Origin of the sequence: Microbacterium marinum (genome assembly GCF_014204835.1) — a bacterium.
Taxonomy (GTDB): Bacteria; Actinomycetota; Actinomycetes; order Actinomycetales; family Microbacteriaceae; genus Microbacterium; species Microbacterium marinum.
Map to the genome: position 1 here is coordinate 2,935,167 of NZ_JACHMD010000001.1, position 21,905 is coordinate 2,957,071.

Genomic DNA, 21,905 nt, shown 5'->3' on the forward strand with positions numbered 1-21,905 from the left:
GAAACGCGGGTCGGAATGTCGGAGGCCCTCACCAGAATGGGGGTATGACCAGCACGGCGGAGACTCCCGGATCGGACGCGTTCCTCGCGTCTTTGGCCGGGTTCGTGCATGAGGTCGAGTCCGCCGGGCGGCAGGCCGCAGCGGCCCAGATCCGTGAACTTCGGGTTCTCGCTGCGGCGGGCCGGCTCGCGGAGACGCAGTCGGCCGGGTCGCCGGGTCGGGTGAGGGAGCACGACATGATCTTCCGGTCGATCGCGGCGGAACTCGGCGGGGTCATGCGGGTCGCGGACCGGACCGTGCAGCGCCGGATCAGCGAGGCACGGGTCATTGTGGAGGACTTCCCGGGCGCTCTGGCCGCGTGGGAAACCGGGGCGATCACGCGCGGCCACGTGCTCGTGATCGTCGAGACCGGTTCCGTGGTTCCGCCGGAGCTGCGGGCCGAGTTCGAGACGGCGGCGATCGTCCGGTGTGAGCGGGATACGCCGAACCGGGTGCGCTCGGAGCTTGAGATCCTCGCGCAGCGGATGCACCCGCGGTCGTTCACCGAACGCCACGAGGAAGCAGCCGCGGGGCGCTGTGTGCGGGTGGTTCCTGGGCGGGATGGGATGTCCGATCTCGTCGCGACGCTTCCGACGGCGATCGTCGAAGGGGTGCACGACCGGCTCACGCAGATGGCGCGGGCGATCATCGACACCCGCGGCGAGCGGGCGGATGCCGCAGCGGATGCTGACGTCATCGGCACCGACACGCGTTCCACCGACCAGGTCCGTGCGGACGTGTTCGCCGACCTGCTCCTCGCGGGCACGCCCGCCCTCGACGACACCCGCGACACGACCGCAGGTCCGCTCGGCGCGATCCGCGCCCGCGTCCAGGTCGTCATCCCCGCCCTGGCGCTCGCGGGTGCGGACGAAGCGTGCGATCTCGTCGGGCGCTCCCCCATCGACCCCGCGACCGCACGGCTCTTGGCCGGGTCGACGCCCACGTGGGAGAGGCTCGTCACCGACCCGATCACCGGCACCGTGCTCGCCGTCGACTCCTACCGAGTCCCGTCCGCGATGCGCCGATACCTGCAAGCCCGAGACCAGCACTGCCGATTCCCCGGATGCCGCACCGCGGCGATCCGCTGCGAAGTCGACCACAACCACGACGCGGCGCTCGGCGGCGCGACGAAGACATCGAACCTCGCCCATCTCTGCCAACGGCATCACTCGATGAAGCAGTTCACCGCCTGGAGGGTCCGACAACAGTCGGGTGGCGTCCTGGAATGGACCTCACCCCTCGGCAGGACCTACCGAGAAGACGCACCGCAACCGGCCGTCGCCTTCACCCCTGCCGCACCCCCGCACGACACCGGCCGAGCACCCTTCTGATCCCGCTGCCGCGCTCTTCACGCGCTCGCGCAGGCGGAGCGATGCGCCTCGACGCGACGTCGGACCGCCCCTCGACCCTGCGACAATGCCTCCCATGGGAATCTCCGCGACCGTCGTGAACGTGTTCTGCGACGCCGAGGGGAACCACGGCAATCCCCTCGGGATCATCTGGGCATCGGCATCCACGCGCCGGCAGGAGCAGCAGATCGCCGCCGATCTCGGCTTCAGCGAAACCGTCTTCATCGACGACGTCGACGCACATGAGGTCCGGGCGCGCATCTTCACGCCGACGACCGAGCTGCCGTTCGCCGGTCACCCCACGGTCGGGCTCGCCTCTTGGCTGCGCTCCGCCGGTGACGACATCACCTCCGTGATCGTGCCCGCCGGCGTTGCGCGCGTGCGCCCGGACGGTGATCGCGTCTTCGTCAATGCCATGGTCGACTGGGCGCCGGCCTTCGAGCTCGAGCAGCTCGACTCACCCGCCGACGTGGATGCCGTCGACCCCGACGCCTACGCCTTCGGCGCGCACTACGTCTGGGCGTGGTCCTCCCCCGACCGAGGGCGCATCCGCTCGAGGATGTTCGCACCGGCTCTCGGCATCCGAGAGGACGAAGCGACCGGCGCCGCCGCGATCCGACTGACCGCGGCCCTCGGCGCCGACCTCGACATCCGGCAGGGCACCGGATCGCAGATCTTCACCCACCGGCGCTACCTCGGCCAACAGGTCGAGGTCGGCGGACGGATCGCCCGCGAACGGACCGTCGCCGTCCACTGACCTCGCTGAGTCAGACCTCGATGCCGACGGCGGCCGAGCACCGTGCGAGCTCGTCCGCGGAAAGCTCGAGATCGGCGGCCTTCGCCGAGTCTGTGATGGATGCCGCGCGGCTCGCGCCCGGGATGGGGATCACGGTGTCGCTCAGCGAGAGCTCCCACGCCAGCACCACCTGCTGAGGGCTGACACCGTGCGCCTCGCCGATCTCCGCGAACGCGGCGAAACGAGAGCCGACGGCGCGCGCACCGCCACCGGTCCCGCCGAGCGGACTCCACGGGAGGAAGGCGATCCCACGCTTCGCGCAGTACCGCAGTTCGTCGAAGCTGCCCGGATGCCGCGGCGAGAACTCGTTCTGCACGCTCGTGAGGTTCCCCTCGCCGAGCACCTGCTCGGCGATCTCGATCTCCTCGACGCTCGCGTTCGAGATGCCGACGGCGCGGATCTTGCCCTCCTGCTGCAGCGTCTTCAGGTTCTCCATGACCTCGCCGTAGACCATCCAGCGGTCGGGGCGGTGGTACTGGTACAGGTCGATCACGTCGACCTGCAGGTTGCGGAGCGACTTCTCCACCGCCGACCGCAGGTAGGCGATCGACCCGTCACGGCCCCACTGCTCGCCCTCGGACCGCGTGATGCCGCCCTTGGTGGCCACGGTGATCGACGAGCGGTCACCGCCCCACCCGCCGAGCGCGTCGGCCACGATCTTCTCGTTGTGGCCCATCGTGTCCCAGCTCGGGGCGTAGATGTCGGCCGTGTCGACGAGCGTCACGCCGGCATCGAGAGCAGCCCGGACGGTCGCGACGGCATCCTCGTGCGACGGGTAGGTCTTGTCGTTGTTCATCGACACCGGCATGGCGCCGAGTCCGATGGCCGAGACAGTGAACGGTCCGAGCGTGCGCTGCTTCATGGGTCTCCTTCGACGGTGGCGTGTCGTATCGGCATCCAGCCTGCCAGCACTGGGCCGACCCTCCTCCGGGCTTGACAGCCGCTCAGCGCACCGTGAGCCGTTCACGCACCTGACGGCGCAGCACCTTGCCGATCTGAGATCGAGGCAGATCGTCCACCTGGACGACCCGCTTGGGCACCTTGTACGCGGCGAGGTGCGTGCGCGCGAAGTCCTTGAGGCCGGCGGCGTCGAACACCGCGTTCTGCTTCACCACGACCGCGGCGACCACGTCCTCGCCGCCCGAGGGTCGGGTCACGCCGACGACGGCGGCCGCCTCCACATCGGGGTGCAGCGCCAGCACCTGCTCGACCTCGCTGGGGCTCACGTTGAAGCCTCCGGTGATGATGAGCTCCTTGACCCGGTCGACGACCGTGACGAAACCGTCCTCCGACACGGTCACGATGTCGCCGGTGCGCAGCCATCCATCCTCGAGGAGCACCGCGGAGGTCTCCTCGGGGCGGCGCCAGTACCCCTGGAACACCTGCGGACCGCGCACGAGCAGCTCTCCGGCCTCACCGAGGTCGCGGTCGACGGCAGGGTCGTCGGGGTCGACCACCCGGATCTCGGTGCTCGGGAACGGCACGCCCACCGTGCCCGGCCGGCGGGTGGGGCCGATCGGGTTCCCGAGCGCGACCGGCGACGTCTCGGTCATGCCGTACCCCTCCACGAGCAGGCCGCCGGTCGCTTCCTCCCACCGGGTCACCGTCGGGATCGGCAGGCTCATCGCACCCGAGATGGCGAACCGGATGCTCGAGAGGTCGACATCCTTGCGGCTGCTCGCCCGTGACAGCGCGTCGTAGATCGGCGGAACACCCGGGAGGAAGGTGGGCGGCGACTTCTTGAGGGCCCCGACCACCAGGTCGACATCGAACTTCGGGAAGAGGACGATGCGCGCACCGATCGACACGGCGAAGGTGAGGCAGAGCGTCAGTCCGTACGCGTGGAACATCGGCAGGACGGCATAGAAGGTCTCCTCCCCTTCACGCAGACCCGGTACCCACGCACGTCCCTGCGCGGCGTTGGAGCGCAGGTTGCGGTGCGAGAGGATGGCCGCCTTCGGCACTCCCGTCGTCCCGCTGGTCAGCTGCAGCAGCGCGGTGTCGTCGAGCGCGGGCGCCGGCCACTTGCGTGGGAGGCGGCGCGCGGCGGCGAACTGATCCCAGCGGATGATGCCCTTGGCCGTCGGCTTCTCGGTCATCGCGTCGCGCCGTTCCCGCACCGCGGGCACCGGCAGACGCAACGCGAGGCGCTTGCCCCACGGCAGCGCGTCGGTCATGCGCACCGAGACGATCGCCGACGGTGCGACGTCCTTCGGGAACTCGGCGACGAGGTCGGCGACCTTGTCCCAGACGATCGCGACGACGGCCTCGTGCACCTCGAACTGGTGACGCAGCTCGCGTGCCGTGTACGTGGGGTTGTGCTCGACGACGATCGCGCCGATCCGCAGCGCCGCGTAGAACGCCACCACGTGCTGCGGGCAGTTCGGCAGCACCAGGGCGACGCGGTCCCCCTTCTCCACCCCCAGTTTTCGCAGGGCGTTCGCTGCGCGGGACACCTGCTCACCCAGTTCCGCATACGACGTCTCGGCTCCGAAGAACTCGAGCGCCGTCTTCGATCCGTAGCGGGAGACGGCGTTCTCGAGCAGGGCGACGAGCGTTTCGTCGACGGGATCGATGTCGTGGGGGACGCCAGCGGCGTACGCGTGCAGCCAGGGACGACCCTGCAGAGCGGATGCCGTGGTGTCGGCGGATTCAGGCACGGGATCTCCTTCGTCGGTCACGCCAGAGTAGGGCGCGGCGCCTCTGGATCTGCTGGGGTTGACGGCGCCGCCGGAACCCCTCGATGGGCGCTCAGCGGGCGCCGATCGGGAACATTACAAATTCATAACGGGAATTCCTTGTCACCGTTACCTCGTCGTTATACAGTCGTCAGCACGGTAGTTGTTTTGCTGTGGCAGCTACCGACATGTGATTGCAGGACACTCTTGGTGCAAGGGACAAGGGCCGGTCGGATGCCTCTCCGACCGGCCCTTACTCTGTCCGGGACGCCCGTGCCAGGCGAAGGCCGCGGGTCAGACTCCGCCGCCGCCCCCGCCACCACCGCCGCCCCCGGCCGCACCGCCGCCCGCCGAGCCGCCCGTCGATGACGACGACGATGCGGCCGCCGACAGCGACCCGATACCCGCGGAGAACGACGCGGCGTTGAAAGCGGTCGCGCCGGCGTACCAGGTCGGCGCGGCGAGACCGTTCGAGTCGTACAGCACGGCGAGCCGGCGCGACCATTCCGCCTCCTGTCCGAACACGACGGCGTAGGGCAGCAGCGTCTCGTAGAGGTGGAGCATCTCGCGCGCATCTCCGACGTCCACCGGGCGCCGCTCCGCCCCCTCGGGCGACTGCAGCGTCCGGATCCGGTCGGCCTCCGCCCACTCGATGAAACGTCGCAGCCCGGCGAGGTGGTCGCGCACCTCCGCACCCGCCTCGGTCAGCGGCGTGTGGAGCGTCAGCAACAGCACCGCGATCGCGAGGAGGATCGAGACGATCAGTGCGAGGACCGGCCAGAGTGGATCGACCGCGGCATCCAGCATGACGATGCTGCACACGACGACGACACCGGCGAGGATGAACCCCGACATCTGGGGTGCCAGGCGGCGCCACAGCGGCACCGGGCGGTACAGGCCTCGCGCCTTCAACGCTGCGCTCGCCTCGGAGAGGATCCGCTGAGCGGTCTTCGAGAGCCGGGTGTCCTGGCTGCCGAACTCGTACGTCTCGCCGATGACGCCCGTCGGGAACAGCCCCTCGAGCAGCAGGCGCCCATCGCCGTCGGCGCGCGTCGGGTCCACCAGCTCGGCGACCAGCTTCGACTGCCCCCAGCGCGGCTTCTCCCCCGCCATGATGCGGATCGACCCCGCGACCGCCTGCTCCAGCACCTCGGCGGGAATCGCCTTGCCGGGTTTCGCGAGGAACACCGCCGACTCCAGGGCGTCGACGCCCGCCGGAGGTGTGAACTCGGCCACGACGGTGGGGCGCCCCGGCGCGTCGCGGAGGACGCCACGCAGGAGCGCGAGGGCCCAGCCGAGCACGCCGAGCAGGGCGAGCAGAGCCGCAAGCTGCACCCCACTCCACGGGGACCCCGTATACGAGGTGTCGAGGGCGACGAACGTCCCCTCCTCGAAGCCGACCGCCATCGTCAACGTCTCCCCCGGGCCGAGGTCGCGCGCCGTCGCCGTCACGCTCACCCCGTCGTTCGTCTCGACGAGATCTACGCTCTCGCAGGCGTCCGTCGCACCCTGGCGGCCCGCGTAGCAGGCGCTCACACCGACGGCATCCGCGAGCTCCGGGCCGACAACGAGCCGCGACGTCACACGATCGAACGACTGCTTCCAGTCCACGCCGTTCACGTCCCAGTAGAGCTCGAGGCCGGTGTCGGGGAAGTCGTTCACCACCCCATCGAGGGTGTAGGTGAAGACGAAGCGCTGCTCACCGCGCAGGAAGGCGTCGTCGCGCGCCACGATCTCGATCCCGTTGTCGACGTCATCGGTCTCGACGTCCCACTCCCTGCCGTTCCCGTCCGTGACGGAGATGACGTCGGGGCGGAGCGGACGACCCCGGTACTCGTCGGGGATCACCCGCCGCATGCCGTGGTTCTGATCGGCATCGGGGAAGACGGCGACGAAATCCTCCACCACCCGCATGCGACTGACGCCGTCGTCGTCGCGCGTGAGCGTGTATTCGGCGTCGAGACTCGCGAAGCGGAAGTCGTCGACATCGGCCGCCGATGCCGGCACCGACACGATCACACCGAGCACCACCAGCAGCACGGATGCCGCGAACCGACCGAGCCCCCGAGAAGTCGTCACTCAGCCACCCTATGAGCGGCGATACAGTGGACGCCATGACAGACCGCCGCCTCGCCGTCGCCGCGTGGGAGAGTCTGTTCCGTGCTCAGCACGAGCTCATGAACGACTTCGAGCAGGATTTCGACGGCGACGACCTCGCTCAGGCCGAATACGACGTCCTCCTGACGGTCACCCGCGGCGAGGACCAGTCCGCGCGACTGCGCGACGTGACGGCGAACATGCTCATCAGCCAGCCCAGCGTCTCGCGACTCGTCGACCGCATGGTCAGCCGCGGACTCATCACCAAGTGCCCCGACCCGTCCGACGGCCGCGGCGCGATCGTCACGGCGACGGAGAAGGGTGCGGGAGCGTTCCGTCGCGTCGCCACCGTCCACGGCCGCACGATCGCGGATCGGATGGCTGTCCTCTCCGACGAAGAGCTCGCACAGCTGAAGGCATTGACCACCAAACTCCGAGGGCTCTGACCTCGAACGCGCGAAGGCCCCGCATCCGGTTCGGATGCGGGGCCTTCGTCGCTCGGCGGCGCGGACGCCGCCGGGCGGTCACTGGTCGATCGGCTGCGGCTGGTCGGACTCCGACGCGGTGATCGTCGACGGCGAGCCGTCGGCGACGACCTCGATCTTGCGGGGCTTCGCCTTCTCGCTGACCGGGATGGTCACACTCAGCACGCCGTTGCTGTACGACGCGGCGATCGCCTCGGTGTCGATGCCCTGACCGAGGTTCAGCTGACGCAGGAAGCTGGCCGCCTCGCGCTCGCGGGTGATCCACTTCACGCCGTCGCCGGAGGACAGCGTCCGCTCGGCGCGGATGGTCAGCAGCTGCCCATCGACGTCGATGTCGACCGAGCCGGGGTCGATGCCGGGCAGGTCCGCGGTGAGGACGTAGTGATCGCCGTCGCGGTACAGGTCCATCGGCATCCGTCGCGGGCCGCGGCGCGGGTCGAAGAGGGTCGACGCGAAGCGGTCGATGTCACGGAACGGGTCGTACGTGGCCATGATTCTCTCCTTGTCCAATCTGGTCCGAAAGTTGAGTCGGTGTGACTCAAGTGAGATCAGATTAGCACTCGATGGCGGCGAGTGCTAATGGTTCTCCGAGGGCGAACGTCGCCCCGTCGAGACCTAGGCTGACGGGGTGACGCCGCACGAGATCGCCCCCGAACCCGCCGACCCGTTCCTCTGGCTCGAGGAGGTCTCGGGCCCGCGAGCGCTCGAGTGGGCCGCCGATCAGACCGACCGCACGAACGAGACGTTCGCCGGCACGACCCGGTCGGCACTGGAGGAGCGCCTGACGCGGATCCTCGACGATCCCGACCGCCTCGTCGTCCCTGGCCGACACGGGGACCTGATGTACGACCTGTGGCGCGACGCGGACAACCCGCGGGGATTGTGGCGCCGCACCTCGCGCGCCGCGTTCGCCGCCGGGTCGCCCGAGTGGCAGGTGCTGCTCGACATCGACGCGCTCGGGCGGGAGGAGGGGCGCACCTGGTCATTCGCCGGCGCGACGCACGCGCCAGCGGGATCGGATCGTGCGCTCGTCCGCCTGAGCCCCGACGGCGGTGACGCCGCCGTCGTCCGCGAGTACGACCTCGCGGCGGCTCGCTTCGTCGACGACAGCCCCTTCTCACTCGACGCGCACAAGCACCGTGTCGCGTGGATCGACAGCGACACGCTCCTGGTCGCCACCGCCCTCCACGGGGGCGGTGTGACCGACTCCGGCTACCCGATCACCGCGCGCGTCTGGCACCGGGGCACCGTCCTCGACGACGCCCCGCCGATCCTTTCGGGGGCGGCGTCGGATGTGGGCGTGTTCGTGCACGTCGACCACACCGACGGGCACGCCACCCCGCTCATCGTCGTGGCGCACGACTTCTTCTCCTCCGAGACGTGGGCGTGGCGCGACGGAACCGCGACGCTCCTCGCGGCGCCTCAGGACGCGGTCGTCGACGTCCACGGCGACCTCGCGGCCGTGCGGACGACCACGCCCTGGCAGGTAGCCGGGCAGACGCATGCCGCCGGAACCCTGCTGATCGGCCCCGTCACGACCCTCACCGAGGGAGACGGCTCGGACCTGCGGGTCGCGTTCACACCTACGGCGGGCACGGTGCTCGACACCTGGACCTGGACGCGTCGGCGCCTGATCCTGACCGTCCTCGACGACGTGCAGAGCCGCATCGTCTCCCTCGATCCCGCCGGCGACGACCGCCTCGAGATCGACCTGGGCCTCGGATCCGACGACCTGTTCAGCGCGAGCATCGCCACCCTCGACGCCGACATCGACGACGAACTGTGGATCGTCGCACGCGGATTCCTGACCCCGGCCACCCTGATCGTGACGGATGCCGTGACGCCCGCGCCACGCGTCGTGGCACGCGGCCGCGCCGCGTTCGACACCAGCGGTTTGGTCGCGCGCCAGCACTGGGCGGTGTCGGCCGACGGCACCCGCGTCCCGTATTTCGAGGTCGGACCCCGTGAGCGCTCCGGCATCCTCCCCGTCCTGATGAGCGGCTACGGCGGGTTCGAGCACGCCCTCACGCCCGAGTACCCCGCGATCGTGGGCCCGGCGTGGCTGGAGAAGGGCCGGGTCTTCGTCGTCGCCAACATCCGCGGGGGCGGCGAGTTCGGGCCCGCGTGGCATCTCGCGGCGCTCCGGGAGAACCGTCACCGCGCGTACGAGGACTTCGCCGCCGTCGCGCGCGACCTGGTCGCGCGGGGCATCACGACCCCCGACCGCGTCGCCTGCCACGGGCGCAGCAACGGCGGGCTGCTGGTGGGGAACATGCTGACGCTGTACCCCGACGACTTCGGCGCGATCGTCTGCGGCGTGCCGCTGCTGGACATGCGCAGGTACACGCGACTCTCCGCCGGTGCGAGCTGGATCGCCGAGTACGGCGACCCCGACGACCCCGACGACTGGCGTTTCGTGCAGTCCTTCTCGCCGTACCACCTCATCGAGCCGGGCCGCGCGTACCCGGCATCCCTCATCTATGCCGCCGCGAGCGACGACCGGGTGGGCCCGGCACAGGCGCGGAAGATGGCCGCACGTCTCCACGCCGAGACCGACGCCGAGGTGCACTACCTCGAGCCGGTCGAGGGAGGGCACGCGGGGACCATCGACTCGGCCGCGACCGCGTCATTGCACGCGACGATCCACGCCTTCCTCGACGCGACGGTGGCCAAGGACTCCTGAGCGGGTCAGGGCCGCTGGAACGCGATCAATCCGATCGTGTTGCCCTCGCTGTCGCGGATGAACGCCTGCCACTCGTCGAGGTCGAAGAACAGCAGCCCGGCACCGTCGAAGCGGGCGATCTGCGCGAGACTCATGCCCGCTCCTTCCGTGGCGTGACACCACCGTCGGCACGCCTCCCCTCTAGTGTGGGGTTCGGGAGGATCCACCGCCATGAGCACCATCGGCACCGTCGAGGACGATCTGGCCCGCGTCCTCGCTCAGACCGAAAGCGCCACGCGTCCGGGTGACCCGGCCCGCGCACGGCTTGAGGTGCATTTCTCCGACCTGCACCGCGCCGCGTCGCGCCTCTTCGGCGGGGCAGCCGATGGCGCCGAGCGGCTCGACGCCCTCGTCGAGATCGCCCTCGAGGCCTGGCACACGCGCACGCTCGACCTCAAGGTGCACGGCGATCAGCGCGCGGCCGATCCGCAGCGGCTGTCGTCGCGGTACGCGCTGGGCGCGGCCTGCTATGCCGACCGGTACGCCGGCAACCTCGCGGGCCTTCGCGACGAGATCCCGTACCTGCGGCATCTCGGGGTCTCACTCCTCCACGTCCTCTCGCCGTTCGCACCGGGCACGGACGGTCGCCCCGACCTCACCCGCATCGACCCCGGCCTGGGATCGATGGACCGCCTCTCCGCCCTGGCCGCCGACCTGCGCCTGGCCGGGATCTCGCTCGCTGTCGACGTGACCTGCGGCGACGACCCCGTGACCTTCGCCCGCGACGTGTCGCATCTCGCCGGATGCGGCGTCGAGGTGTTCGTCATCTCCGATACGGATGCCGCCGCGCTCGCGTCTGCCGTGCTCGCCATCGGCGCGCCCGGCGTGCAGGTCCTCGCACCCTCACAGAGTTCGGCACCGCTGTGGGAAGCGCTCGCGACCGGTGACGCGGCCGCGCTGCGCCGGGCCGTGTCGTGGCGCTCGGGCGCGACGGGGATCACCTCGATCCGCGACGCCGACGCGGTGCACTGGGCCGGCGACGGCGACGCGCTGACGGCCTTCTACGAGCGCTCCGGGCGGGGTGTCGCCGCCGACGGCGGGCTCGCGGGAACCACGGCGTCTCTCGCCGGGCTCGGCGACGACGACCCGCACGCCGAAGCGCGCGTCGCCCTGGCGCACGCCCTCGCCCTGAGCCTTCCCGGTGTGCCGATGCTGTGGTTGGGCGACGAGGTCGGGCAGCTCAACGACGACAGCCACCGCGACGACCCGGAACGGCGAGACGATCCGCGATGGCTGCACCGCGGTCAGAAGCCTCGCGACCTCTACGCGGCTCGCCACGACACCGGATCCGCCGCCGGGCGCGTCTTCCAGACGATCACCAAGCTGATCGCCGTGCGCCACACGACACCCGAATTCGACGGCTCCTGCCTGGTGGATTTCGAAGTGCCCGCCGAATCGATCGTGGCCTTCCAGCGCCCCGGCGATGACGGGGTGGTCCTCGTCATCGCCAACGTCGGCTCCGCCGCGGCATCCATCCCCGCCGTGACCTTCTCGGGATTCGATGCGGATGCCGAAGACCTCGTCGACGGCATCCGCATCGACCTCGCGGAGGACCTGGAGCTCGCACCCTACGAGGTGCGCTGGCTCCGCGTGGTCCCGCGGAGCTGACTCAGTCCTCGACCACCCGGACGGTGACGTCGATGTTGCCGCGCGTCGCGTTGGAGTAGGGGCAGACCTGGTGCGCGGCGTCGGCGATCCGCTGCGCCTGCTCCGGGTCGAGGTGCGGGATGACGACCTCGAGCTCGACGGCGAGGCCGAACCCGCCCTGCCCGTTCGAGCCGATGTGCACCCGGGCGCCGACGCTCGTGTCCTCGAGCTTCACCTTCTCGGCGCGGGCGACGGACTGCAGCGCGCTGTGGAAGCACGCCGCGTAGCCCGCGGCGAAGAGCAGCTCGGGGTTCGGAGCGCCGCCGGGCCCGCCCATCTCGGTGGGGATGCGGACATCGGTGTCGATCAGTCCGTCGCGCGTGCTGACGTGGCCGTTGCGGCCGTCGCCGATCGCGAGTGCCTCTGCGGTGTAGATGGCGTCCATGACTGTTCCTTTCCTCAGGAGGCCGCGGCCTCGTTGTTGGCTCTGATGGCGGCGTTGAGCGCGTGTACGGCGTCGAGCACCGCGCGTGCGCCGTCGCCGGTGAGTCCCGTGCAGCGGGCGATCTCGACGCCGACGTCGCGCATCTCGGCGCGCATCTCCCGACCCGCCGCGGTCAGCGTGATCTCCACGACGCGGTCGTCCTCGGGGCGTCGGGTGCGGGCGACGAGGTCACGGGCCTCGAGGCGGCGCAGCAACGGCGACAGCGTGCCCGAGTCGAGGAAGAGCTGCTCCCCCAACTCCGAGACCGTTCGAGGCTCGGCATCCCACAGGGCGACCAGGACGAGGTACTGCGGGTAGGTCAGCTTCCACGGCGCGAGCACCCGGCGGTACGCCTGGCCGAACGCGTGGCTGGCCGAGTACATGCCGAAGCAGACCATGTCGTCGATCACGCTCATACCCCTAGAGTTGCACGCAATTGAGTTGCGCACAACCTGTCACGGCGACGACGCGAGCGCCACAGTTCCCCGCCCGCGTGCGTCAACGGGAAAAGCCCCGCCGGAGCGGGGCTTTTCAGGACTGTCTCAACACAGTGTGCGCCCGAAGGGACTCGAACCCCTAACCTTCTGATCCGTAGTCAGATGCTCTATCCATTGAGCTACGGGCGCATGGCCCGTGTTTCAGGGCCGAGGACCAGAGTACCCCACGCACGGCCCGACCCGAAATCGGCGCGGCTACTCGAGCTCGCTGAGGTCGACAGCGCCACGGTCGGCGGTCTCCACGGGCGGCGGCTCTACCCCTTCCGCGCGCAGCGCCTGCTGCTTAGCGACGCTCCGCCGATGCGCGCGGAGCTTCGGCAGATCGACGAGGCGGAGGGCCTGCATCCGCGCGCCGCGCATGCGCTCGTAGTCGGCGTCGAGGTCGGGACGCGCGGCCGAGATGCGCAGCGAGCGGTCGATGTTCTTCGACACCTCACCCCACGCCGCTTCGCGCGCGTCCGCGACGAGCTTGCGCAGCTCCGCGTCGTCGGCGGCGCGCAGTCGCAGCTCCCGGGCGACGTGCTGCGACTGCTTCACGCGCCGACGCAGGTTGCGTACGTCGCGACGCCGGTAGTCGTGCGTGCCGCTCGAGTCGGAGTAGCGGTTGCGTGCCGCCTTCCGCTCGCGGTCGGTGCGCGCGGCATCCGCCTCGGCTTCAGCGGCCAAGCCGAGCAGCGTTTCCCGGGCGTCAGGCAGGAAGGCATCGGGGTCGAAGTCGTCTCCGTCGACGAGGATGTGCACGAGGATGCGGTTCTTCAACGCCAATCGCGTCGCCGCGGACGCGATGTAGAGCCCCTCGGCGACGACGTCCCGGGTCTTGACCCGCTCATTGTCCGTCACGTTCACCCCTCGGCATCGATCTTACGCGGGAGGCGGCTGAGCACCGAGGGCGCATCTCCTAGCACCGGTCGGCCCGCCCGACAAGCCGTGGGCCGAGACGCTCCCCGCGCGTAGCGTGGCAGGCGTCGAAGGCCCCCGGTGAGCTGACTCCCGGGGGCCTTTGGCTTGCTCACGCCCGGTGCGGCAGCGCGTGCCCGGCCGGTCCGTCGCCGCGTAGCGGCGGGTACCGCCAGGCGAGGCGGGCCACCCCGCCCGGCTCGATGTCGACGAGCAGGGTGTGCGGGGTCTGGATCATTCGGAGCTCGGCATGCCACGAGCCGTCGGCGTCGACGCCGGCGGTGCTGCGAAACGGCACCGCATCGAGTCCGGCCTCGGGAGCCGGCCACTCCCCTGCAGCCCAGGCGCCGCGCCCGATCGGCAATGTCACGTCGACCCCGTCGCCACGGAGCCGCGCGAGCCAGCCGTCCGCGATCGGCGACACCTCGAGTCGCTCGGCACCGGGAACCGAACCACCGCTCGAGAACGGTCCCGGCACGGTCGCCCCGACCTCGACGTCGAACGCCCCCTCGAACGTGCCACCGGCATCGCCGGGGAGCGGCAGCGCGAGCCCTGCGAGGCGCTCGGCGAGCGCGCCATCCGCTTCCGTCGTCCCGGCACCGGACATCGCCGGCACCAGGTGGGTCGTGAGGAGGTCGAGAAGGCCCTGCATGTCGACCGTCTCCGCCGTGGTCACAACGACCGCATCCTGCTCGGGCCACACGATGATGAACTGCCCGTAGGCGCCGTCGCCGCGGAATCCGTGCCGGTTCATCCAGTACTGGAAGCCGTACCCCTGCTGCCAGTCCACCGGATCGGCCGCGCCCGGCGCGCGGTGCGCGGCGTCGTTCTCCGTCTGCAGCGACGTCGCCTGCGCGACCCACGCCTCGGGCAGCAGCTGCGCGTCGCCGAACCGGCCACGGTCGAGCACGAGCTGTCCGGTCTTGGCGAGGGATTCGGTGCGCACGTGGATCCCGGAGAACGCCATCTCGACGTCGCCGATCATCATCCACTGCGCCTCGTCGATGCCGAGGGGATCGAGCAATCGCGGACGCAGATAATCGAGGATGCCGCCACCCGTCGTCTTCGCGACGAGCCGGCCGACTCCGTAGATCGTGGGCTGGTTGTAGCAGAACAGCGTCCCCGGCTCGCGTTCGGGCGGTACCGCGAAGAAGCCGGCCAGCAGATCACCTTGCGATGCCGCCGCCGCGCGGTCGAGCGTCTCCTGCTCATGGCCGCTCGACATCGACAGCGCGTGCCGTACGAGGTAGCGGTCGTACTTCTCGTCGACGCCGTCGGGCACGAGCTCCCGGAAGTGGTCGACCATCCGGTCGTCGAGCCCGAATCGCCCCTCCGAGATCGCGAGTCCGGCTGCCGCTGACGTGAATGTCTTCGACAGCGAGTACACGAGGTGCTTCAGGTCGGCGGCGTACGGCGCCCACCACCCCTCGGCGACCACGTGTCCGTGCCGGAGCACCATGAGGCTGTGGAGCTCGTGGTCGCTCGCCTCGAGCGCGTCGAGCAACCGGTCGACGCCGGCGGCATCCACCCCCTGCGCGGACGGAGCGGACCGGGGCAGGGAAGCGGACGACGACGTCATCGTCCCATCGTACGAAGCGGGCGCGGGCGTCCGCTCAGAATGACGAGATCCGCCAGGATGCCGCGAACTCCACACCCGGCGCGAGTGTCACGAGCCCGGTGTCGTAGGGGTAGCGGTCGGCGTTGAACGCGTCGGGGGCCGAGGTCATCGGCTCCACGGCGACGCCGGTGCGGTGGTCGGGGTTCGCGGCGCCGTCGGGCTTGTCACCCGTGTACACCTGCACCCACGGGCACTCCGCACCCCAGGCGACCTCCACGCCGACGCCGGACGGATCCGTGAGGCGCAGGACGGCGCCGTCCGCGGCATCCGTCTCGAGATCGGTGAACGCGTGGTCGAGCTGGACCCCGCCCAGCGGACGCGGCTCGCGGCGGTCGAAGCGCTCCGGGTCGTGGTCGGCGACGGGGTGCAGCGCGACCGGGCTGAGCCGGTCGGGGGTGACCTCGAGGACGGATGCCGCCGGGAGGCGAAGCGTCCATTCGTCCAGCGGCGCAGGTCCGGCGACGAGGTAGGGGTGCGGGCCCGTGCCGAAGGGGGCGTCGGTCGCGCTCTGGTTGATGGCACGGACGGTCTGGGTCAGCCCGTCGGCGCCGAGGGCGTACGTCGTCTCGACGCGGACACGCCACGGGTAGCCGGTCTGTGGCTGGATGACCGCTTCGAGGGTGACGGCGTCATCGCTCTGCGCGACGACGCCGTAGTCGAGCCACGCGGCCAGACCGTGGAGCGCCTGCGACCGTTCGGGCTCGGTGAGCGCGGTGACGTACTCCGTACCGGCGAACGTGTAGGTGCCGCCGACGATGCGGTTCGGCCACGGCGCGAGCGTCGCGCCGCGGTAGTCGGGGCGCACCCGGTCGGCGTCGAAGGACAGGATGAGGTCGCGCCCGTCGTGGCGCAGCACGCGCAGCGACGCGCCGACCGAGGCGATGACGGCCTCGTAGGCGCCGGAGCGCAGCGAGTACTGGATGCCCGAGGCGGGCGGAGGGGCAGAGGTCACGGGCGGAGCATCACTTTCAGGGCGTCGCGGTCGTCCATCAGACGGTAGCCCTCGGCGGCGTCGTCGAGGGGGAGCTCGCGATCGAACACGGCCCCGGGATCGACCGTACCGTCCAGCACCCCCGGCAGCAGGGCGTCGATGTAGGCACGCACCGGCGCCACACCGCCGGCGATCGTGACGTTGCGTTCGAACTGCACCCGCCCGACGGGTCCGTCGGAGTATTGCGGCACGCCGACCCGCGTGACGGTTCCGCCGGCGCGGACCACACCGAGGGCCTGTTCGTACGCCGGCAGGTGCCCGACGGCGTCGACGACGACGTGCGCGCCGTCACCGCCGGTGAGATCGCGGACCGCCGCGACCCCGTCCTCACCGCGCTCGGCGACGACGTCGGTCGCACCGAAGCGACGACCGAGGTCGGTCCGGGCGCGATGCCGACCCATCAGGACGATCCGCTCCGCGCCGAGCTGCCGCGCAGAGAGGACGGCCAGCAGCCCGACCGCGCCATCGCCGATCACGACGACGTCCTTCCCCGCCCGGACCCCGCCGGTCACGGCGGCATGCCAGCCGGTGCCGTACACGTCGCTCAGGGTGAGGAGCCCCGGCATCCGCTCGTCGTCTTCGGTCACGTCGACGCGGTACAGGGTCCCGTCTGCGAAGGGCGCCCGGCGATACTGCGCCTGCGCCCCGCCGGCACCCGTGGGGACACTCAGGCCGGCGACCCGGCACGAGGTCTGCAGCCCTTCGCGACAGAAGTCGCACACCCCGCACGAGAAGACGAACGGCACGATGACGACGTCTCCGGGTGCGACGGTGCGCACGTCAGCTCCGATCTCCTCGACGACGGCGACCATCTCGTGCCCCATCGATCGTCCGGCGGTGTTCGGCTTCATCGAGTGGTACGGGTGCAGGTCACTGCCGCACACGCACGCGACGATCGTCCGGAGCACCGCATCGGTCGGTTGCTCGATCCGCGGTTCGGGGGCGTCGATCACCCGGACGTCGCCGGGACCGTACATGTACGCAGCTCGCATGATCCGATTCAACTACGGATGCCGCGTCACGCGCTGTCGCCGGTCGCGACGGGGCGATCCGCGTGGTTCGACCACTGGCTCCACGATCCCACGTACAGGGCCGGAGCCAACCCGGCGAGCCGAGCGGCGAATACCGCCTGCGCGGCCGACACCCCCGACCCGCAGTACAGGCCCAGCTCGGTGTCGTCTTCGACGCCCTGCGCGGCGAACCGCGCGCGCAGCTGCTCCGCGGGAAGGAATCGGCCGTCGGCGTCGAGGTTGCCTCCGACGGGCAGATTCCTCGCGCCGGGGATGTGTCCCGCACGCGGGTCGATCGGCTCGCTCTCGCCGCGGTAGCGCTCCGGGGCGCGCACGTCCAGAAGCACGCCGCGCTCGGGAAGACCGGCGGCCTCGTCGATGTCGAGGCGTCGCCGGTGGCCGGGCGTGAGCGCGATGTCGCCGCGTGCCGCCGACTCCTCCCCCGTTGCCAGGGGGAGCCCCGCCTGACGCCACGCGGCGAGTCCGCCGTCGAGCAAGCGGACGTCGGGGACACCGGCATCCGTCAGCACCCACCAGGCGCGCGCCGCGCCGAACGAGAGCCAGTCGTCGTAGACCACGACCGTGTCCCCCTTGTCGATGCCCCAGCGGCGGGCGGCGGTTTGCAGGTCAGCGATCGCCGGCAACGGATGCCGCCCGTCGGTCGCGTCGCCGTGGGCGGCGAGCTCGTCGTCGAGGCTGACGTAGACCGCGCCGGGAATGTGCCCCGCCTCGTACTCCGGCCGTCCGTCGGGCCGGTCGAGCCGCCAGCGGACGTCGAGGACGGTCAGCGGCGCGTCGGACGCGCGGAGTTCGGTCAGGTCGGTCGGGGAGATGAGACGGGCATCGATCATGAGGCGACCCTATTGCGGCTGCGAGTTCCGCTCACGCGACAGCGCCGGAGCCCTGTGAGGACTCCGGCGCTGTGCGGGAAGCTGTCGGATCGGAACCGATCCTGGAGCGGTCAGTCGCCGAGGATGCCGTCGACCAGGTCGTTCACGTCGGACGAGACGTCGCCCACGGCGTCGTCGACATCGCTCGTCACGTCGGTGACGATGTCGCCGGTCTCCGTGCCGAGGTCGCTCGTGACGTCGCCGACCTCAGCGCCCACGTCGCCCACGTTCGAGGAGACGTCGTTGCCGGAGCCGACCTCGTTGCCCGAGCCGACGGGAGCGTCGACCGAGGTGTCGTTGCCCGAGCCGAGAGGCGCGGTCACGTCGTTGCCCGAACCGATCGGTGCGTCGTTGCCGGAGCCGATGTCGCCGGTCGAGACGTCACCGAGGTTGACGTCGCCGGTGGAGATGCCACCGCTGTTGCCGTTCGCGCTGACGACGTCGCTCAGCCACGTCTGGAGCGTGTCCTGGGCGTCGAGGAAGTCGGTGAAGCCCTCGGTCGCGGTGGTGGTGTCGGTGGTCGTGTTCTCGGTTTCGGCAGCGTTCGCCGGCAGGGCGAAGCCCGCGGTGAGGGCGACGGCGGCGAGGCCGGTCGAGCCGATGACGAGGTTCCGCTTCAGGTTGGTACGCATGAGTCTGTCTTCCTTCCTTCAGTGCGGCTTTCGCACGATGGGTTGTCCGGAAGGGGCGGGAGATCGGATTGGACGGATGCCGCGGTTCAGCGGCATCCGCTCTTCTGGGCGTGCTGCGATCGCCGCCCTGACACGGATGTCGCGGATTCCTGGCAGTTCCCTGACTCGGCCGATCCGGCGGCGGAACGCCGGACTCAGGCGATGACGTTGCGACGGGTCAGTGCCGGGGTGCGCGGTGACACGAGCCAGTTGACGGCGGCGATCCCGAGCGGGAGGGCGACGACGAGCGTGCCGAGCAGCCACCACGGGATGTCGGCCAGGTCCATCGCGCCCTGCCCCGCGGTCTGAGACTGCAGCCAGAAGCCAATGGGCGGGAGGATGCCGGCGGTCGCACCCGCGAACGTGCCGAAGCCCGCGATGACGAGCCCCTGCCAGAAGCCGATGCGACGACGCAGGCCGCGCGTTCCCCCGACAGCGGCGAGGGTCGCATCGTCGGGTCGACGCTCGAAGCGGGCGAGGCCGAGGGCGACGGCGCTCGCTCCGACGACGAGCACGGCGACGCCGATCAGCAGCGGGATGAGCCAGCTCTCGGCCCCCGAGGGGCCGGTCTCGACCCAGGAGGAGACGCCGTACTCATCCGTCGAGGTGCCGTCGACGAGGGCGTAGAGCCGGTCCATGTCGTCCTGGGTCGGCGGCTCCGCGAACTGTCCGAAGAGGTGCCGTTCGACGACGGTGATCCCGAGGTCCGCCGCCGTCTCCGGCGAGATGGCGACCGTCACTCCCGATTCCGGCGCGTCGACGACGATCGCGTCGAGCCGGCGCTCCCAGGCGGCGTCTTCCGCGGGCTCGGGTTCGAAGACGGTTCCGTCGTCCCTGGCGAGGGTCGCAGGGTCGATGGGATAGTTCTCCGGGGCACCGCCGAAGACCCACTGACGTTCCGTCCACGCGCCGACGGCGATCGTGTCGTCGGTGACGTACCCGGCGTCGAGGACGAAGGCGGCTCCGCCCTCGTAGGCGGCTCGCTCCTCCGCGCTCACGCGGACACCGAGGACCGTCTCGAGTCCGTCGGCAGGAACGACCGTCAGGTTGTTCTGCGGACCGTTCAGCTCACCCCAGCTCCACCCCATACCGGCGGCGTCCTCGCCTCGCTCGCGCAACACCCGCTCGGGCATGAGCGCGGTCGCGCGCAGGGCATCGGCTGGAATCTCCGAGGCGGTTTCGGCCCAATACTCCTCCTGACGCGACACCGTCGTCGTCTCGACCACGCCCGCGGCGACCATCGCATCGCGTGCGGCGTCTGCGGCCGTCCCGGCGGTCGCCGCGTCGAGGGGCGCTTCCCCGGCGGGGTAGAGGGTGGTGATGGCCGTGCCGATCGGCGCGCTGTACATGTAGCTGCGCGCGGACTGCTCGACACTCATCACGCCCAGGCCGATCGCGAACACGCCGACGAAGACCGTGGCGCCGATCGCCGCGAAGGCCGGCACGGTGCGCGCACCGTTGGCGACGGCGTCGCGCGAGGCCATGCGCGCCGCGATCCCGAGTCGCGACAGCAGGCGCGACGCGAGCCACAGCAGCCACCGACCCGACAGGATGATCCCGATCTGGGCGAGGATCGGTCCGCCGATGATGCCGACGAACGGCAGCCACCGCAGCGGCGAGTCGTAGGCCAGGGTCGTGCTCGCCGTGACGGCGCCCGCCGCGATGCCGCAGACGACGGTGATCGCGACACCCACGAGGATCAGCAACGATCCCCACAACGGGCGGGCCGCCGTGACCTTCTGTGGACGACGAGCGCCGCGCAGGGCGCTGATCGTGTCGGACCTTCCCACGCCACGTGCCGGGACGAGAGCCGAAGCGGTGCCGACGAGCACAGCGAAGACGAGGATGCCGACCAGCAGGAGCCACGGCACGTGGAAGCCCCAGAACATCGTCGCCGAGCCGTTGTCGGTGAGGGCCATGACGAGCGCTCCGAGCCCCACGCCGGCGGCGAGCCCCACGCCGCCGGCGATGAGCCCCAACACGGTGCCCTGGAGGAGCACCGTGCGTCTGAGATCCTTCGCATCCGCACCGACGCTGGCCGCGATGGCGAGCGCGCGCTGCTGCCTGCGGGCGCTGACAGCGAAGGCGGCACCCGCGAGCATGACGACCATGTAGGCGGCGGCCACACCACCGGCACCCAGGCCCGCGGCGAGCGCGAGCACGCTGTAGAGCTGCTGCGTCGCAGAGTCGACGTACATGTTGCCGTCGGGCAGCGAGAAGGCCGGCGGGTCGAGGACCACCTCGCGCGAGTAAGCCACGAAGCCCGCCTCGTTGAGCTCCTGCACGGCCGGCCAGTCGAGCGAGAGCTCGGGCAGGTACCACGCGGGCGTGCCGAAGCGGTCGGCGTCGACGAACGCGACGCCGCTTCGATCGTGCGGCATCGAGGCGTCGTCGAACGTGCCGGTGATCTTGTACGCGTCGCCTGACTCCGCGAGGACGATCTCTCCGCCGATCCGACCATCGATCCTGTCGAGCGTCGCTGCGGTGACGAGGACCTCGTCGGATGCCGCAGGCGCACGCCCGTCGACCAGCGCGAACTTCCCCTCGAATCGGTCGTCCCAGATTGCGCCGCCCCATGCGGTGACCAGACCCATCCCCTCGGCGGTCTCGATCCGGATCTCGCCCTGCGAGATCGCCACGGTGCGTGTCCCGGCGGGAAGCGCGGAGGTCGGATCGGTCGGGAACTCGCCCTCCGGGATCTCACCGGAGAAGTCCGAGCCGTATCCGGTCATCCACACCTGATCGGGCGCCTGCCAGAAGCCCTCACCGGGGACGCCGGCCGCCCCCACCCACGCCTGCATCCGACCGAGTTCGACGTCGGCCCGCTCCTCGGGAGTCCCGATCATGCTGTCGACGTACACCGCGACGCCCGCCATGCCCGCGATCGGCAGCGCGATGAGGGTCATGATCAGCAGCGACGACACCCAGGTGCGTCGCACCTGCCGCCGCGCGATACGTGCCGACACCCGCAGCCGCGCGCTGCGCGATCGTTTCGGCGGCTTCACGCGGGTCGCTGGCGTCGCGGCATCCGTCCGACGCCGCTCCTGCACTTCAGTCATCGCTCATCCCCCTGCAGAACTCCACCGTCTTCGTC

General features: G+C 70.7%; 19 protein-coding genes and 1 tRNA gene. 5 read left to right on the top strand and 15 right to left on the bottom strand.

Annotated elements, in window-relative coordinates:
* The first annotated feature begins 44 nt into the window (after nt 1-44).
* The gene (locus tag BKA24_RS14495) at nt 45-1,370 is read left to right on the top strand and encodes an HNH endonuclease (protein ID WP_184219777.1); all 1,326 of its coding nucleotides are present in this window, start codon (nt 45-47) and stop codon (nt 1,368-1,370) included.
* A gap of 94 nt (nt 1,371-1,464) precedes the next feature.
* A complete protein-coding gene (locus BKA24_RS14500) occupies nt 1,465-2,145 on the top strand; it encodes a PhzF family phenazine biosynthesis protein (RefSeq protein ID WP_184219780.1) in 681 nt (226 codons plus the stop codon).
* Nucleotides 2,146-2,155: 10 nt separating this feature from the next.
* Here the strand turns inward: BKA24_RS14500 and BKA24_RS14505 are convergent, their stop codons facing one another.
* From BKA24_RS14505 to BKA24_RS14515, 3 genes are all read right to left on the bottom strand, one after another.
* Complete coding sequence (locus BKA24_RS14505; protein WP_184219783.1) at nt 2,156-3,046, bottom strand: aldo/keto reductase; 891 nt, start codon at nt 3,044-3,046, stop codon at nt 2,156-2,158.
* Nucleotides 3,047-3,128: 82 nt separating this feature from the next.
* Nucleotides 3,129-4,844: a long-chain-fatty-acid--CoA ligase gene (locus BKA24_RS14510; RefSeq protein WP_184219786.1), complete on the bottom strand. Its 1,716-nt coding sequence runs from the start codon at nt 4,842-4,844 to the stop codon at nt 3,129-3,131.
* 312 nt (nt 4,845-5,156) lie between these two features.
* The gene (locus tag BKA24_RS14515; protein ID WP_184219789.1) at nt 5,157-6,941 is read right to left on the bottom strand and encodes a DUF2207 family protein; all 1,785 of its coding nucleotides are present in this window, start codon (nt 6,939-6,941) and stop codon (nt 5,157-5,159) included.
* A 35-nt stretch (nt 6,942-6,976) separates the two neighbouring features.
* On the opposite strand from BKA24_RS14515, the gene BKA24_RS14520 reads away from it, so the two are divergent.
* Complete coding sequence (locus tag BKA24_RS14520) at nt 6,977-7,405, top strand: MarR family winged helix-turn-helix transcriptional regulator (protein WP_184219792.1); 429 nt, start codon at nt 6,977-6,979, stop codon at nt 7,403-7,405.
* A 78-nt stretch (nt 7,406-7,483) separates the two neighbouring features.
* On the opposite strand, the gene BKA24_RS14525 is transcribed toward BKA24_RS14520, so the two are convergent.
* Nucleotides 7,484-7,936 (bottom strand): Hsp20/alpha crystallin family protein, encoded by a 453-nt coding sequence (locus tag BKA24_RS14525; protein WP_184219794.1) that lies wholly within the window; start codon nt 7,934-7,936, stop codon nt 7,484-7,486.
* 136 nt (nt 7,937-8,072) lie between these two features.
* Here BKA24_RS14525 and BKA24_RS15970 point away from each other — a divergent pair, with 136 nt between their 5' ends.
* A complete protein-coding gene (locus BKA24_RS15970) occupies nt 8,073-10,127 on the top strand; it encodes a prolyl oligopeptidase family serine peptidase (protein ID WP_184219797.1) in 2,055 nt (684 codons plus the stop codon).
* 5 nt (nt 10,128-10,132) lie between these two features.
* On the opposite strand, the gene BKA24_RS15815 is transcribed toward BKA24_RS15970, so the two are convergent.
* On the bottom strand, nt 10,133-10,261 hold the full coding sequence (locus BKA24_RS15815; RefSeq protein ID WP_281385755.1) for a hypothetical protein: 129 nt from the start codon (nt 10,259-10,261) through the stop codon (nt 10,133-10,135).
* 76 nt (nt 10,262-10,337) lie between these two features.
* Between BKA24_RS15815 and BKA24_RS14535 the strand changes: the two genes are divergently transcribed.
* Nucleotides 10,338-11,774 carry an alpha-amylase family protein gene (locus tag BKA24_RS14535; protein ID WP_184219800.1) on the top strand — a complete coding sequence of 479 codons (1,437 nt, stop codon included), beginning with the start codon at nt 10,338-10,340 and terminating at the stop codon, nt 11,772-11,774.
* A gap of 1 nt (nt 11,775) precedes the next feature.
* Here BKA24_RS14535 and BKA24_RS14540 read toward each other — a convergent pair whose 3' ends face one another.
* The 10 genes from BKA24_RS14540 to BKA24_RS14585 form a co-directional block, all read right to left on the bottom strand.
* On the bottom strand, nt 11,776-12,198 hold the full coding sequence (locus BKA24_RS14540; protein WP_184219803.1) for an organic hydroperoxide resistance protein: 423 nt from the start codon (nt 12,196-12,198) through the stop codon (nt 11,776-11,778).
* A 14-nt stretch (nt 12,199-12,212) separates the two neighbouring features.
* Nucleotides 12,213-12,653 (bottom strand): MarR family winged helix-turn-helix transcriptional regulator, encoded by a 441-nt coding sequence (locus BKA24_RS14545; RefSeq protein WP_246367111.1) that lies wholly within the window; start codon nt 12,651-12,653, stop codon nt 12,213-12,215.
* Nucleotides 12,654-12,790: 137 nt separating this feature from the next.
* Nucleotides 12,791-12,863: transfer RNA gene (locus BKA24_RS14550), tRNA-Arg, on the bottom strand.
* A 66-nt stretch (nt 12,864-12,929) separates the two neighbouring features.
* Nucleotides 12,930-13,574: an asparagine synthase gene (locus BKA24_RS14555; RefSeq protein ID WP_184219806.1), complete on the bottom strand. Its 645-nt coding sequence runs from the start codon at nt 13,572-13,574 to the stop codon at nt 12,930-12,932.
* 169 nt (nt 13,575-13,743) lie between these two features.
* Nucleotides 13,744-15,210, bottom strand: coding sequence for a serine hydrolase domain-containing protein (locus BKA24_RS14560; RefSeq protein ID WP_184219809.1), 1,467 nt, complete (start codon nt 15,208-15,210; stop codon nt 13,744-13,746).
* A gap of 34 nt (nt 15,211-15,244) precedes the next feature.
* Nucleotides 15,245-16,201, bottom strand: coding sequence for an aldose epimerase family protein (locus tag BKA24_RS14565; protein WP_184219812.1), 957 nt, complete (start codon nt 16,199-16,201; stop codon nt 15,245-15,247).
* Complete coding sequence (locus BKA24_RS14570; protein WP_184219815.1) at nt 16,198-17,232, bottom strand: zinc-binding dehydrogenase; 1,035 nt, start codon at nt 17,230-17,232, stop codon at nt 16,198-16,200. Before BKA24_RS14570 ends, BKA24_RS14565 begins: the two co-directional genes overlap by 4 nt.
* Before the next feature lie 26 nt (nt 17,233-17,258).
* Nucleotides 17,259-18,101 (bottom strand): sulfurtransferase, encoded by an 843-nt coding sequence (locus BKA24_RS14575; protein WP_184219819.1) that lies wholly within the window; start codon nt 18,099-18,101, stop codon nt 17,259-17,261.
* 110 nt (nt 18,102-18,211) lie between these two features.
* Nucleotides 18,212-18,772, bottom strand: a complete 561-nt coding sequence (locus BKA24_RS14580) for a hypothetical protein (protein ID WP_184219822.1) — start codon at nt 18,770-18,772, stop codon at nt 18,212-18,214.
* A 194-nt stretch (nt 18,773-18,966) separates the two neighbouring features.
* On the bottom strand, nt 18,967-21,870 hold the full coding sequence (locus BKA24_RS14585; RefSeq protein ID WP_184219825.1) for an FtsX-like permease family protein: 2,904 nt from the start codon (nt 21,868-21,870) through the stop codon (nt 18,967-18,969).
* Between the last annotated feature and the right edge of the window lie 35 nt (nt 21,871-21,905).

Coding starts and splice junctions, on each gene's coding strand:
- BKA24_RS14500 (WP_184219780.1), top strand. CDS start 1,465: ATGGGAATCTCCGCGACCGTCGTGAACGTGTTCTGCGACGCCGAGGGG.
- BKA24_RS14535 (WP_184219800.1), top strand. CDS start 10,338: ATGAGCACCATCGGCACCGTCGAGGACGATCTGGCCCGCGTCCTCGCT.
- BKA24_RS14540 (WP_184219803.1), bottom strand. CDS start 12,198: ATGGACGCCATCTACACCGCAGAGGCACTCGCGATCGGCGACGGCCGC.
- BKA24_RS14495 (WP_184219777.1), top strand. CDS start 45: ATGACCAGCACGGCGGAGACTCCCGGATCGGACGCGTTCCTCGCGTCT.
- BKA24_RS14585 (WP_184219825.1), bottom strand. CDS start 21,870: ATGACTGAAGTGCAGGAGCGGCGTCGGACGGATGCCGCGACGCCAGCG.
- BKA24_RS14525 (WP_184219794.1), bottom strand. CDS start 7,936: ATGGCCACGTACGACCCGTTCCGTGACATCGACCGCTTCGCGTCGACC.
- BKA24_RS14560 (WP_184219809.1), bottom strand. CDS start 15,210: ATGACGTCGTCGTCCGCTTCCCTGCCCCGGTCCGCTCCGTCCGCGCAG.
- BKA24_RS14545 (WP_246367111.1), bottom strand. CDS start 12,653: ATGAGCGTGATCGACGACATGGTCTGCTTCGGCATGTACTCGGCCAGC.
- BKA24_RS14575 (WP_184219819.1), bottom strand. CDS start 18,101: ATGATCGATGCCCGTCTCATCTCCCCGACCGACCTGACCGAACTCCGC.
- BKA24_RS14505 (WP_184219783.1), bottom strand. CDS start 3,046: ATGAAGCAGCGCACGCTCGGACCGTTCACTGTCTCGGCCATCGGACTC.
- BKA24_RS14580 (WP_184219822.1), bottom strand. CDS start 18,772: ATGCGTACCAACCTGAAGCGGAACCTCGTCATCGGCTCGACCGGCCTC.
- BKA24_RS14520 (WP_184219792.1), top strand. CDS start 6,977: ATGACAGACCGCCGCCTCGCCGTCGCCGCGTGGGAGAGTCTGTTCCGT.
- BKA24_RS14570 (WP_184219815.1), bottom strand. CDS start 17,232: ATGCGAGCTGCGTACATGTACGGTCCCGGCGACGTCCGGGTGATCGAC.
- BKA24_RS15815 (WP_281385755.1), bottom strand. CDS start 10,261: ATGAGTCTCGCGCAGATCGCCCGCTTCGACGGTGCCGGGCTGCTGTTC.